Below are 14,078 nucleotides of genomic sequence, written 5' to 3'. Positions count from 1 at the left end.
GCACTCTATGACGGATACGGTTAAAAACTTAGTGAATCGGTACGACGATTTAATCAGTACCTTACAAGCAGGCTTTGTCCCTTTACTACTTCTCTTTTGTCGCTTTTGGGTTGCTTGGGTGTTCTTCAATTCAGGACTAATCAAAATCTCATCTTGGGATAGCACGCTGTACTTATTTGAGCTGGAATACCAAGTGCCAATCTTGCCATGGGAATTGGCGGCTTATTTAGGTACGGCTGCGGAGTTGGTTCTACCGATGTTCTTGGCACTGGGATTGATTACCCGCCCGATGGCAGCAATGCTGTTTGTTTTCAACATCATCGCAGTGATCTCTTACCCACTGTTGTGGGAGAAAGGTTTTTATGACCACCAACTTTGGGGATTGATGATTCTTATCATAATCGTATGGGGGCCAGGACCGCTGTCTTTGGACCACATCCTGAAAAAGAAAATGACGAGCTAAAAAAATCCCCGCATCATGCGGGGATTTTTTATTATTTATTCAAGTAAGCCAGTAGCTCTTCTGCTGAGATACCTTGCTGAGCGAGGTCTTTTGCCATCTGCTCGACTTGTTCATCTTTGCGTGACTCAATCACTTGCTGAAATTGGTACACGATATCACGCAAAATTGGTAGAGGTACTTGTTTAGCCGCACTACGAATACGCTCGGAGCTTTGATTACCCAGCTCATTAAGCAACTTGCCAAACATCACCTTTTCTGGTGAATCTTCCATTTGCTCTAGAATACGAGCCATTTCATACGTGGTTAACGACATTACTTTTTGAGTTCCGTTATGGTGTCAGGAAAAGTCTGAGTGACAAATATACACGCCTTACTTACATTGGAAAATACTAAATTACACTGATTTACGCTTTCGCAAAGCTCGAGTGCCAGTTCTTCCCTGCTTTTGTAAACAGAACGACCAACGCAGGTAATAGGACCCACATATGAATTGCGATCAAGGTTTGTGGATCCAGAGATAAGCGTTGCAGTGTACCCACCAGCAAACCAGAGCCACTCATTTGGAACAATCCAAGCAGTGCAGCTGCCGTGCCCGCCTTATCACCAAACGGTTCTAACGCTTTCCCTGCCGCTGCACCCAGAATGAATGCAAAACCTACAGAAGACATGAAGATAGGTAGCATGAAAGAAAGCGCGGTATTCTGACCATTCATCACTAGCATGATCACACCTGCGAGGCCCAGAGTTGAGATCCCGGTGACCAAGGTGTTGTGAGTTCCAACGCGCTCCATAAACTTAGGCGCCAGCATACATGCCGCAATGTTTATCACCGCATTTACACCAAACCAGAAAGTGAATTCATTCATAGACAGCCCCATCCCCGTCATCAATACCGACGGTGCTGAGGTAACGTAAGCAAGAATAACCGCCATCGCCATCAAGCATAATGACGCATGGAAAACAAAAGATGGTGTGCTAAGCACTGCCCAATACCGACTAAGCTTAAACACGGCTTGCTTTTCTGTTGACGGGTTAGTCTCTTTCATCATGAAAAACATCAATGATCCAGACACCACAGCAAAACCCGCCATAAAGCTAAAGTTAGCACGCCAGTCAAATTGCTGAGTTAACCAGCTACCTAGAATTGGAGCTAAAGCCGGAATGAAACAAATCGCACCGTTAAGGTAGCTGATCATTTTGCCGCTTTTTTCCGGGCCAAAGATATCGCGAACTGTTGCAAAGGCTGCTACCGATGTCGCACACGCACCTAAGCCTTGTAGCAGTCGGGAAACCAACATCCACTCAATATTTTGAGCACTCCACGCCAATAAAGCGCTCATCGCGTAAATGGTGATACCGCCCAATGCAACAGTTCGACGTCCGAGTTTATCTGCTAAGGGACCTGCGAATAGCTGACCAACACCCATAGCAAATAAGAACCAAGTGATCGTGTCTTGTGCTAGCGCATTATCGACCTGAAAAGTGGAAGCAATAAGAGGTAAAGCAGGTAGATAAATATCAATCGCTAAAGGACTAAAAAGAACCAAAAGGGTCAATAACGCCATCTGTTTTTTACTATTAGAAAACTGGCTAGACACACAACACTCCGAATTGGATAAAGAACTTTGGGTAAAGCTTAATCATCTGATGATATGAATGGAAATGATGTATAATCATGAGCATTATTCCTCAGAGGAAATTCACTGTGAACGTCGAAAAACTGGCTCGTATCGATTTAAATCTATTGGTCTGCTTTAAAGTACTGATTGAAGAGTTAAACGTTACTCGTGCGGCCCACCGATTGTGCTTAAGCCAATCCGCCGTAAGTAAATCACTGGCTAAACTGCGCATTCAATTTGATGACCCGCTTTTCACTCGAAACTCACATGGATTAACACCTACGCCGCGCGCATTGTTTCTTAAACCGAAACTGGATCTGTTGATAAATCAGTTAGAAGTGCTGACTCAACCCGAAGAGTTTTCTCCGCAAAGCAGTGAATACCGTTTTCAAATAGCAGCGGTAGAGAGTGTCTACCCTCTCATTCTACCCCATTTCTTACCGGCGATTTTTCAACAAGCACCTGGCGTGACAATTAGCACACACCCGTGGTCGGATAATACATTTAAAATGCTTCAACGCGGCGAACTGGATTTAGGCTTAACTGGAAAAGATATCGATATAAACGATGCCAAGCTGACTCTTCAACCACCCGATGACATTTGCGAGTTGGAAATTTATCGTGATTACCAAATGTGCATCATTCGCAAAAACCACCCTGCGCTAAAACAACCTTGGAATCTGGAAGCCTATCTCGCCCTACGCCATGTACAAGTACGTTGTGATGGCAACGACCGTTGGTTGCTAGATTATCGCCTTGCAGATATTGGCGCCGACCGCGATATTGCCGTCACCGTGCCCGACTTTAACAGTGCCGCAAGTTTATGTTCATACACCGACTTTATCTTTACTGCGCCAAGTCATTTTGTGCAACTTGCGGCCAAACAGCTTGATTTGGTCGTGCTGCCACTACCGTTAGAATTCCCACCTATGGCTTACACTTTATTCTGGCACCGAGATAGAGAAAACGACCCTGCATTAGGCTGGCTACGTACGATGATCACACAAAAAACCGATCACCTTAGATAAAAACACCGCGCTCAATTTGCGCTTAGCGGCTAAAATGAGTAGCTTAACTGTCGTAGTCCTTTTTGGCTCATCTATGGCCTAGTTGTACTCCGACTCTATTGAAGTGATTGCGAACCTCAATGGAATCGTAAACTGCATGAAGCAGATGGAAACAGCTCCCACACCTGAGCATGAAGGAGCGGTAATTTGAAGGAATAACACAGATGCACAACGATACCCAAAGCCGCGTGAATGCAATTCGCGAATGGCTAGCACAACATAATATTGATGCCCTACTTGTCCCACATGAAGACGAGTACTTGGGCGAATACGTACCAGCGCACAACGAGCGTTTACATTGGCTAACTGGCTTTACTGGTTCTGCTGGTGCTGCGGTAATCACCAAAGACAAAGCCGCTATCTTTGTTGATGGTCGCTACACAGTACAAGTAACAAAGCAGGTTCCTGCTGATCTATTCGAATACCGTCACTTGATTGAAGAGCCTGCACTAGATTGGATTAAAGACCATCTTGCAAATGGCGCGTCTGTGGCAATCGACCCTCGCATGCACAACTCTGCTTGGCTAGACATGGCACAAGCAAAACTTGCAGGTACCCTTGAGCTTAAGATTCTCGATAGCAACCCAATTGATGAACTGTGGCACGACCGCCCTGCTCCTGTGGTTTCTGATGTTCGCCTAATGGCAACAGAAACAGTTGGACAATCAAGTGAAAGCAAACGCCAAGAAATCGCAGAGCTCGTGAAAAAAGCCGGTGCAGACAGCGCAGTGATCACAGCACTTGATTCTATCTGTTGGTTGCTCAACGTTCGTGGTCTAGATGTCTCACGTCTACCAGTTCTGCTTTCTCACGCGATTCTGCACTCAGACTCAAGCGTGGAATACTTCCTAGATCCCGCTCGCCTACCTGCTGAGTTTGACGCTCATGTTGGTGCCGGCGTGACGGTTCATCACCCAGAAGCATTGCAAGCACGACTAGAAAACCTAACTGGCAAGAATGTACTGGTTGACCCTGCAACAAGTAACGCATGGTTTAAATTGGTTCTACAAAATGCTGGCGCATCTGTGGTGAGTAAAGCTGATCCATGCCTAATGCCAAAAGCGGCGAAGAACGCCGTTGAAATCGCAGGTATGAAAGCATGTCATATCCGTGATGGCGTGGCGATGAGCAAGTTTCTATCTTGGTTAGATGCTGAAGTCGTTGCTGGTAACCTGCATGATGAAGCGACGCTGGCAGACAAACTGGAAGCGTTCCGTAGCGAAGACCCGACACTTATGGATCTTAGCTTCGATACCATTTCAGCTGCGGGCGGCAACGCGGCAATGTGTCACTACAACCACGAAAACCAACCTGAACCTGGCAAGCTAGAACTGAACACACTTTACCTAGTGGATTCAGGCGGTCAGTACCTAGATGGCACGACAGACATTACGCGTACCATCGCGATCGGTCAGCCTTCACAAGAGATGATTAAACAATTCACTCTCGCGCTAAAAGGCCACATCGGTGTTGCACGTGCACGTTTCCCGAAAGGCACACGTGGTTACCAAATCGATACGCTAGCTCGTCAGCACCTGTGGGCGGAGGGCTACGATTACGATCACGGTACTGGTCACGGTGTCGGTCACTTCCTAAGTGTTCATGAAGGTCCGGCGAGCATTTCGAAGAAGCAAATCGACGTGCCTCTAACAGAAGGTATGGTGCTATCCAACGAGCCAGGTTACTACCGTGCGGATGCGTTTGGTATCCGTATCGAGAACCTAGAGCTTGTTGTTGAAACCCCAACTAACGGTGACTTCCCTGTTCTATCATTTGAGTCGCTAACACGCTGTCCAATCGACAAGCGCAATATCAACGTTGATATGCTAACTCGTCCAGAGCTTGCTTGGTTGAATGATTACCATCAGAAGGTATGGGATGAGATCAGCCCACTTGTTGAGGGTGATGTGAAAGAGTGGCTTCGTCAAGCAACGCTACCAGTAGCACACAGCTAGAAGCTAGAAGCTAGAAGCTAGAAAAAAGTAGAGGGTTGATGTTTTGCATCAACCCTCTTTTTTTGCCTATGTTTCACGTGAAACATAACGATGACTAGTGGCTTTCTTTGCTACTTAACCAGAATACGCCGAGTGCCAATCTCGCCATACAGGGTCAAACCCTTTGGCTCGAATCATATCTTCCACAGAACCTGCGCTTCGCTCATCACTGATCTCAAACTGCTCGAGTTCAACATCATCCATCGCATAACCACCCGGCTGAGTTTTCGATGCAGCAGACATACTGGTAATGCCTAAAGGCAATGCGTTATCTCTAAACTTCGGTGACTCACGAGTCGATAATGACAACTCCACTTCTGGATTCAACAAACGATAAGCGCAAATCAGCTGAACAAGTTGCTTATCCGTCATGACTGATTTGGGTTGGAGCGCACCCTCACAAGGACGCAAACGCGGGAAAGAAATCGAGTAACGAGTCTGCCAATACGTGCGCTCAAGATAGTCCAAGTGCGCTGCCACATAAAAACAGTCGGTACGCCACTCTTCCAACCCTATTAAAGCACCAATACCGATCTTATCGATGCCCGCCTTTGCAAGACGATCGGGTGTATCCAATCGGTATTCGAAATCCATCTTGTTGCCACGCAAATGGTGCTCGGCGTAAGTCGAAGGATGATACGTTTCTTGATAGACCATCACCGCATCCAAACCCAATGTCTTGAGCTCAGCGTATTCGTCTTGATCAAGTGGCTGTACTTCCATCGCCAAATAGTTAAAGCGCTTCTTAATCATAGGCACCATTTCGCGGAAGTATTTCATACCCACTTTAGTTTCGTGCTCGCCAGTCACCAGCAATACGCTATCAAACTTCATGCGTTTAATGGCTTCAACTTCTGCAGCCACTTCGTCCCTATTCAAAGTACGACGCTTGATTCTGTTCTCCATAGAGAAGCCACAATAAGTACAAGCATTGGCGCACAAGTTAGAAAGGTACAGTGGAATGTAAAGCGACATGGTATTACCAAAACGCTTGCGAGTTGCCGAGTATGACAGCTGCGCCATTTGCTCTAAGTACGCTTCAGCCGCTGGTGAAATTAGCGCTTTAAAGTCTTCCAAATCACGCTTGGGTTTATTCAATGCTCGCTCGACATCTTGTGCCGTTTTCGCGTAGATCGACATCGAGATGTCATCCCAATTAAGCTGCTTAAATTGTTCAACGAAGCTCATGTTTTCCTCGCTTAATAGCTAAACCAATCTAGTACTAAAGCTCATCTAAGAATGACGTCAGTGGACTCGACGCAACCGCATGAGAAACCTTACCAGCAAGTCCGGCTTCATAAGCCATACGCCCCGACTCTACCGCCAACTTAAATGCCTTCGCCATCGCAACGGGATCGCTCGAAGCTGCAATCGCAGTATTAACGAGCACGGCATCCGCGCCCATTTCCATCGCACGCGCGGCATGTGAAGGAGCACCAATACCCGCATCAACAACGACAGGAACATTAGATTGGTCGATGATGATCTCTAGGAAATCGTGAGAAACTATCCCTTTGTTAGAACCGATCGGCGCACCTAATGGCATGACCGCTGCACAGCCTACTTCTTCCAATCGTTTACACAGAACCGGGTCAGCATGACAATAAGGAAGGACAATGAAACCCTCACGAACCAGTTGCTCAGCGGCTGCTAGTGTCTCAATTGGATCGGGCATCAAGTACTTCGGGTCTGGATGAATTTCTAGTTTTAACCAGTTAGTACCCAACGCTTCTCTCGCCAATTGTGCTGCAAACACAGCATCTTTAGCATTCTTTGCACCTGAGGTGTTCGGCAATAAGTTCACACCCGCTTGTACTAACGGCAGCAAAATATCGTCTTGTTGGTCGTTCACATCCACACGCTTCAACGCCATGGTCGCAAGTTGAGAACCCGATACTTGAATCGCTTCTGCCATTAATCGGCTGTTGGCAAACTTCCCTGTTCCCGTGAACAGTCTTGATTCGAATTGTTTATCACCAATTTTAAGCATCGACTTTAACCCCCTGCGATCGCTTGAAACAAAGAGATGCTATCTCCCTGTGAAAGAACTGTGCTAGCCCACTCACTGCACGGCACAACATTGTTATTAATTGCAAAAACACAGCCCATTTCAGGCAGCGCAAATTGACTAATGATTTGCTGTAGATTTGACTCACTGGCAACTTGATGTGACTGGCCATTGATGACAATAGTGATCACATCTAAGTCAGCAGCTGTCATTTGTGTTGTTTGTTGTTCTGATAACGTCATTGCTTCCAACTCTCTTAATTCTGCCCATTACCCGTAAGCTAAATCTGAGCACACACTTGGCACTGTTTGTCTTTGCTTATCGCCATGGTTTGCCATTGCAGCTTCAATCCATCGAACAGGTGTAACTTGGCAGTCTCGACATGAAACTTTCCCGTCGCCAGTTTTTGAATTGCCGCTATCGCTTGGTAGTTGCCAAGTGTGCCCACCACCGGACCGACGACACCACTCTCACTGCACTTTTGCGTTTGTGGTAATTCGTCGAACGGATACAAACAGCGGTAACACGCTTTACTCTGCGCTTCTTGTTCACTTGGTGTTTGGTAATCAAAGACAGCAAATTGCCCTTGCCAACCAATTGCCGCCGCCGAGATGAGCGGCGTATTTTGCTCGAAACAAACTTGGTTAATTAGCTGACGCGTTGGCATGTTGTCGGTGCAATCCAAAACCACATCCGCCAACATCACCTCAAGCTGCAGCTGTGCTTTGTCTAATCGCTTATTGATAGCACGAACTTGAACCATAGAATTAAGTTCAGTCAATTGCTTTACAGTCGCTTTTGTTTTCGCAACTTGGAGGTCTTGTTCACGATAAATGATCTGACGTTGTAGGTTACTGCTATCAACTTTATCGTCATCAACCACAACCAATTTACCAACCCCCGCTGATGCCAAGTACAAACTCGCTGCGCTCCCTAACCCACCACAACCGATGATCAGCACATGCGATTTACTCAAACGTTCTTGCCCAATTTCGGCAATTTCAGGCAGAGCTACTTGGCGCTGATAGCGAAGAAACTGCTTATCCGTGAGCATGCTCGCCTCTCTTGTTATGCGCCAATTCACTATTCTGATCAGTAAACGTTAGCTGTCTTTCCTTCATCAGTTGTGCGAAGAACTCGATGACGGACTGAGGTGATTCTGCCAACGTAATAGCACGCACAACTGCCAAACTAGAAACACCTGTTTGCCAAACTTGGTCTGCATTAGATTGGTCAATACCACCAATCGCGACCGTCGGAAAGCCAAGCACATGGTCACTAACTGCTTTGTCTTTTGAAGGACGGAAAGTAGCCTCTGTATTTGTATAAGGAATGCTATCAATCAGCTTTTGATACAGAGCCAAGCGCACCAAGCCTTGTGGTTTCGATGGCATCAGTTTTGTGGTGGTTGGAAAAATATGCCCTAGCGCGATGTAACTAGGATGAATTTGTACGATGCGTAGTAGCTCATAATAACCATGGGTAGAAAGACCAAGACGAAGGCCGGCTTTAGTTAGCTGAGCCAAATTCGATTCTTCTATGTCTTCTTGTCCTAGGTGGACGCCATAAGCGCCATGCTTGATTGCCAACTGCCAATAGTCATTGATGAACACTTGTGCTTGATACTGACGACCTAGCTCAATTGCTCGAATGATCTGTTGTTCTAAATCGGCTTGTTGTGGGTTCTTGATTCGCAGTTGAATAGTGTTGATGCCTAGTGGCAGTAGACGCTCAATCCAAGCAACATCATCAACGACTGGATAGAGCCCTAGACTTTGCTTAGTTAGAGTTGGAAAGCTAACGCTCTCACCCTGTGCAGACCAACCAACTTGAATACCTAGTCGGTTATCCTCCAGTACAGGTGTGGGGAAATCATCAAATTGGTCAGCCCATTGAGTAGATCGTCCCTCATCAAGGTTGTCATTCAACAGTGTTTCACGTGAAACATTCGCTTGTTGAGTTAGCATTCCTCGAGCAAGTGTTAACGCATCTTCGATAGGGAAATCGAGTACTGTCAGCGTTACTATCCAAGCAAGGTGATGTTCAGGATCGAACATTGCGTTGAATTTGGACTTAACGGAAAGCGCTCTCACTTCGTTGTTAATTGGGTGACGCCAGATATCAAGCTGAAGCACTTTCTCCTTTTCATCGGATACCTGCGTATCAGCAATACAAATATAAATCGCTTTCGACGGTTGCTTAGCACATGCTTCTACCGACAAAGCAGAACGGTAATAGAGCACAAATGAACTCTCATGCTCAGAGTCATAATCATCAATGAGATCAGTCGTTATGTGTGTGATCTGTTGGCCGCGAACAAGCTGAATAGATTGAGTTGGGCTCACACCCAACTCAATGTCTTCGATGCTAAAACCCTGTTCTTTCGCCAACAACAAACATTGTTGAACTAAACCAGTCAGTTCAATCAACGATGACGGAATAAGGATTTTGCTCATTAGTCACTTACCTCGGCATGTGCTGCTGGGTGGTATAGCTCAGAACCTGACTCTCTAAATTCTTGCGATTTCTGACGCATCCCCTCAAGAGGGTCATCCAGCATTTTGATTGAGATAGCTTGGTCCGCAGCAACTTGCTCAGTGTCTTTCGCATATTCTCGAACCTCTTGCGAGATCTTCATCGAGCAGAACTTTGGCCCGCACATCGAACAGAAGTGAGCAACTTTTCCAGACTCTTGAGGCAAGGTTTCGTCATGGAAAGCGCGCGCGGTATCTGGATCGAGTGACAAGTTGAATTGGTCTTCCCAGCGGAACTCGAAGCGAGCTTTAGAAAGCGCGTTATCACGAACTTGTGCACCAGGATGTCCCTTCGCCAAATCCGCGGCGTGCGCAGCAAGCTTGTAAGTTATCATGCCTACTTTCACGTCTTCTTTGTTTGGTAAACCAAGATGCTCTTTAGGAGTTACGTAGCAAAGCATCGCACAGCCATACCAACCAATCATCGCAGCGCCAATGCCTGAAGTAATATGGTCGTAGCCAGGAGCGACGTCTGTCGTCAATGGACCAAGGGTATAGAAAGGAGCCTCATGACAGTGCTCTAACTGCTCTTCCATGTTCTCTTTGATCATATGCATTGGAACATGACCAGGACCTTCGATAATCACCTGTACGTCATATTCCCATGCAATCTTGGTTAACTCACCAAGAGTACGAAGCTCTGCAAATTGCGCTTCGTCGTTAGCATCGGCAACCGAACCAGGACGCAGACCATCACCGAGAGATAGTGCGACATCATACTTAGCACAGATTTCACAGATCTCTCGGAAGTGGGTATATAAGAAGCTTTCTTGGTGATGCGCTAAACACCATTTCGCGATGATAGAGCCACCACGAGAAACGATGCCAGTAACGCGTTTTGCAGTCATTGGCACATAACGAAGTAGTAAACCGGCATGGATAGTGAAGTAGTCAACGCCCTGCTCTGCTTGCTCAATCAGGGTATCGCGCATCACTTCCCAGTTAAGGTTTTCCGCAACACCGTTCACTTTCTCAAGCGCTTGGTACATTGGAACGGTACCGATCGGAACCGGACTGTTACGTAGAATCCACTCGCGAGTTTCGTGGATGTTACGTCCAGTAGAGAGATCCATAACGGTATCTCCACCCCAACGTGTCGCCCAAACGAGCTTCTCTACTTCTTCCTCAATCGAAGAAGTGACCGATGAGTTACCGATGTTGGCGTTCACTTTGACCAAAAAGTTACGTCCAATGATCATTGGTTCGGATTCTGGGTGGTTAATATTGGAAGGGATAATAGCGCGACCTTCGGCGACTTCTTTGCGCACGAATTCGGCGGTAATATCTTTTGGTAGGTTCGCTCCGAAGCTTTGACCCGGATGCTGTTGATTCAGCACTTCATCGCGATACTTGGCACGCCCCATGTTTTCACGCAGCGCGATATATTCCATTTCTGGGGTAATAATACCTTTGCGAGCATAGTGCAATTGAGTCACACAATGGCCATCTTTGGCACGTCGAATACGTGGTAGATTACCGTAACGAAGATCGTCTAGTGTTTCGTCTTCTAAGCGTTCTTTGGTGTACACCGAGCTTACTTCATCAAGTAGCTCAGTATCGGCGCGCTCTTCAATCCACCCTTCTCTCAGCTTAGGTAAGCCGTTATAGAGGTCTATGGTGTGCTCTGGATCTGTGTATACACCCGACGTATCGTAAACGCGTACTGGCTCATTAGGTTCGAATATAGGCGCTTCTTTTGTGCCCCCAATAAGGCTATCAGCGAGTGATATTTCACGCATTGGCACACGAATATCTGGACGTGAGCCTTCTACGTAGACTTTGCTTGAATTGGGGTACGGTTGTACCGAGAGTGTATCAATGAACTGTTTTGCTTCCAGTCTCGCTTGTTTGCGACTCGACATAGCATTTTTCCTTGCTTTGTTATACTAGATAAAAAGTAATTGGATAAAAATGCTTGGCGGATAGATGCGACAAGAGGAGTCAAATTAAGGCTAGTTAAAGCTTACGATATTTGCCTGTAACAACATTCGACTTTTGATAGATCAACCAGAAAGAACTCCGGTGTGAATATCTTCTCTTGTTCCCTTCGCAGATTCTAATCTGATCAGGTTCAACGGATCCCGAATTAACGGTCTCAGCCTTATGGCACTCCGACAAGTGATGTCAGTATATAAAAACGGCTTGGTGAAACCAAGCCGACCTGTTCAATTTTTAACTACTTTGCTAGCTGCGCATCAATAATTGAAAGCCTATCCACGCAGCTGAAATACTTAACACGACATTCAACAATACGTTCAACCCCATCTTAAAGAAAGCGCCCTGCTGCATAAGCAACACATTATCCATCGAGAAGGTGGAAAACGTCGTTAGTGCCCCTAAAAAACCCAAGCCAATCACTTGTCGCCAAGGTTCCGTTGCCAAAAGTTCACTATCGAAAGCTGCTATCAATAAGCCCATCATAAATGAGCCAACAACGTTAACGGTTAACGTACCATATGGAAAACCACGCCCCAATAAAATGACACAAAGTTCAGAAATTAAGTAACGAGAACATGCACCAAATGCACCACCCAATGCAATAAAACCCAAAACGGATAGTTGTCCCATAATTCCCCCAGAAAAGTTAATGGCGACATTGTAATCAAATTTACGGCAATAGTGATTATACAATCTTAGAATTCAGCAAAGTATAGCGCTTAAAACTTATCAAGATTTTAAAAGTTACAGGAGTCACTTTACTTCGATGTAGCCCATCAAACCCGTCTTCATGTGTTCGATCACATGACAATGGTACATCCAACGTCCAGGGTTATCTGCAACAAATGCCGCTTTCGCACTGCCGTTATTTCCAAGCAAGACCGTATCGGTATGAAACGGTTCGTCGAGTTTTTTGCCATCTAACTCAAGAACCGTAAATGTGTGTCCATGAAGATGAATAGGATGATGATATTGGGTGACGTTCTTTAGGTTGAAGATATAGGTTTTTCCCATCTCCAATGTTGAAAGCGGCGCTGGAATATTATCTTTGCTCATTCCCTCCCAAGCCCGTTTGTTCATCAGCCAGAACTTAGGTATCGCTTTGCCCGATTTATCAGCAGGAGTGATCGCCCCCTCCCACTCAAACACATAATCGATTTGCTCTGCATTTTTCAAATCGAGAGCTGGCACAGGGTTGAGAGGTAATAAAGGCAGTTTCTGGTTGCTCGGCAAGTCAGACTCAACAACGTCAAACTCGCACAAAGGGAATGGGAAGCGTCCTTTCATTTGACGCACATAAACACGTGTTCCAGCCTTCGGAGCAATCAATCCGATATCTAACCTCATTCCTGGACCAATTTTGTGCTGAGTGAGCTTATAAGGCGTTTTAACAGGATTACCATCTATAGCAATAACCCAAGCCTCTGCCCCTTCTATAGCGATCGGGTAAGTAATGGTATTATCGACATTAGCAATTCTTAATCGCGTAGTGGCATTCTGCTTCAGCGCATAAACAGGCTCATGGACACCATTGACGCTACTCCACTCTCCGGGAGTCCCCATACGTGCACTCAAGCGCGGCACCATAAGGTTCTTCCATTGTCCTTGCTTGTCTAAATGCCAATGCTTTAGAACTATTTCCTGTTCTTCATCAAATAGAACAGGCTCAGCCTCTTCAACGATAATTAGCCCAACTAAGCCCTTACCAAGCTGCTTCACACTATTCATATGTGGGTGATACCAAAATGTGCCCGCATCTGGTGGTGTAAATTCATAAACGAATGTTTCACCCGGCATGATAGGCAACTGGCTTAAGAAAGGTACACCATCCATTTCAATAGGGATTCGCAAGCCATGCCAGTGGATTGTAGTCGGCTCTGAAAGCTTGTTAGTAAACCGAATTATAACTCTCTCGCCTTGGCGACAACGAATCGTAGGCGCTGGAATCGAACCATTAAATGCGAGTACGTCTGTGTTAAACCCAGGGACCAATTCTGCAGTAGAAGGCTCTGCAGTAATATCGTATATATATTGCCCCTGCTTATTAGTGCTCCTAGATAGAGAACATGCAGGTAGAACGGTAAGCGCGGAGATTGCTAAGGATGATTGAAGAAAGCGTCGACGAGATATATCCATACATAGTTACTCATTAATCCAGATCGGTTGAGTGTAACTAAATATAAATAGTGATTCCCCTTTATTATTAAAATTTCGGGCCACTGATCATTACAGCTAACTGTAGTTTCGTTCGTTCAGTAGATTAAATGCTGCCAAAGTACAGCAGAAAGCCATACTTACGGGATAAGAGTAGAAATAAGCTGTAATAATGAGAAGAAACCAGATACAAAAAAGGCTCTGACCTAAGTCAGAGCCTGATATATGGCAGGGGTGGAGAGATTCGAACTCCCAACACGCGGATTTGGAATCCGCTGCTCTGCCAATTGGAGCTACACCC

The 14,078-nt window shown here is 45.9% G+C and carries 13 protein-coding genes and 1 riboswitch; of the genes, 3 read left to right on the top strand and 10 right to left on the bottom strand.

Annotated features, from left to right (window positions below; all coding sequences use genetic code 11):
* Positions 1 to 7 precede the first annotated feature (7 nt).
* On the top strand, positions 8 to 463 hold the full coding sequence (locus tag R7E78_RS21570; protein WP_318058223.1) for a DoxX family protein: 456 nt from the start codon (positions 8 to 10) through the stop codon (positions 461 to 463).
* 31 nt (positions 464 to 494) lie between these two features.
* On the opposite strand, the gene R7E78_RS21565 is transcribed toward R7E78_RS21570, so the two are convergent.
* On the bottom strand, positions 495 to 776 hold the full coding sequence (locus R7E78_RS21565; protein ID WP_005378786.1) for a hypothetical protein: 282 nt from the start codon (positions 774 to 776) through the stop codon (positions 495 to 497).
* 91 nt (positions 777 to 867) lie between these two features.
* On the bottom strand, positions 868 to 2,061 hold the full coding sequence (locus tag R7E78_RS21560; RefSeq protein WP_005382927.1) for a multidrug effflux MFS transporter: 1,194 nt from the start codon (positions 2,059 to 2,061) through the stop codon (positions 868 to 870).
* 107 nt (positions 2,062 to 2,168) lie between these two features.
* On the opposite strand from R7E78_RS21560, the gene R7E78_RS21555 reads away from it, so the two are divergent.
* Both R7E78_RS21555 and R7E78_RS21550 read left to right on the top strand, forming a co-directional pair.
* On the top strand, positions 2,169 to 3,110 hold the full coding sequence (locus R7E78_RS21555) for a LysR family transcriptional regulator (RefSeq protein ID WP_005378791.1): 942 nt from the start codon (positions 2,169 to 2,171) through the stop codon (positions 3,108 to 3,110).
* Between the two features lie 203 nt (positions 3,111 to 3,313).
* The gene (locus tag R7E78_RS21550) at positions 3,314 to 5,104 is read left to right on the top strand and encodes an aminopeptidase P family protein (RefSeq protein ID WP_025768964.1); all 1,791 of its coding nucleotides are present in this window, start codon (positions 3,314 to 3,316) and stop codon (positions 5,102 to 5,104) included.
* 114 nt (positions 5,105 to 5,218) lie between these two features.
* Here R7E78_RS21550 and thiH read toward each other — a convergent pair whose 3' ends face one another.
* The 8 genes from thiH to R7E78_RS21510 all read right to left on the bottom strand — a co-directional run bounded on the left by thiH (position 5,219) and on the right by R7E78_RS21510 (position 13,759).
* A complete protein-coding gene (gene thiH / locus R7E78_RS21545; protein ID WP_039988745.1) occupies positions 5,219 to 6,331 on the bottom strand; it encodes a 2-iminoacetate synthase ThiH in 1,113 nt (370 codons plus the stop codon).
* A gap of 34 nt (positions 6,332 to 6,365) precedes the next feature.
* Entirely contained in the window at positions 6,366 to 7,133 is a 768-nt protein-coding gene (locus R7E78_RS21540) for a thiazole synthase (protein WP_318058222.1), read from the bottom strand.
* Positions 7,134 to 7,138: 5 nt separating this feature from the next.
* Complete coding sequence (gene thiS, locus R7E78_RS21535; protein WP_054702541.1) at positions 7,139 to 7,393, bottom strand: sulfur carrier protein ThiS; 255 nt, start codon at positions 7,391 to 7,393, stop codon at positions 7,139 to 7,141.
* A gap of 38 nt (positions 7,394 to 7,431) precedes the next feature.
* Complete coding sequence (locus R7E78_RS21530) at positions 7,432 to 8,205, bottom strand: HesA/MoeB/ThiF family protein (protein WP_054702534.1); 774 nt, start codon at positions 8,203 to 8,205, stop codon at positions 7,432 to 7,434.
* The gene (locus tag R7E78_RS21525) at positions 8,192 to 9,607 is read right to left on the bottom strand and encodes a thiamine phosphate synthase (protein WP_318058221.1); all 1,416 of its coding nucleotides are present in this window, start codon (positions 9,605 to 9,607) and stop codon (positions 8,192 to 8,194) included. The genes R7E78_RS21530 and R7E78_RS21525 overlap by 14 nt, the downstream gene beginning before the upstream one ends.
* Positions 9,607 to 11,547 carry a phosphomethylpyrimidine synthase ThiC gene (gene thiC, locus R7E78_RS21520; RefSeq protein WP_053306506.1) on the bottom strand — a complete coding sequence of 647 codons (1,941 nt, stop codon included), beginning with the start codon at positions 11,545 to 11,547 and terminating at the stop codon, positions 9,607 to 9,609. Before thiC ends, R7E78_RS21525 begins: the two co-directional genes overlap by 1 nt.
* Positions 11,548 to 11,710: 163 nt before the next feature.
* Positions 11,711 to 11,809: riboswitch (TPP riboswitch) on the bottom strand.
* A gap of 60 nt (positions 11,810 to 11,869) precedes the next feature.
* A complete protein-coding gene (gene crcB / locus R7E78_RS21515; RefSeq protein WP_176311215.1) occupies positions 11,870 to 12,253 on the bottom strand; it encodes a fluoride efflux transporter CrcB in 384 nt (127 codons plus the stop codon).
* A gap of 123 nt (positions 12,254 to 12,376) precedes the next feature.
* Positions 12,377 to 13,759, bottom strand: a complete 1,383-nt coding sequence (locus R7E78_RS21510; protein ID WP_318058220.1) for a multicopper oxidase family protein — start codon at positions 13,757 to 13,759, stop codon at positions 12,377 to 12,379.
* Positions 13,760 to 14,078 lie beyond the last annotated feature (319 nt).

The organism is Vibrio sp. YT-19(2023) (assembly GCF_033337395.1).
This window is presented reverse-complemented; position numbering and strand designations above follow the sequence as displayed.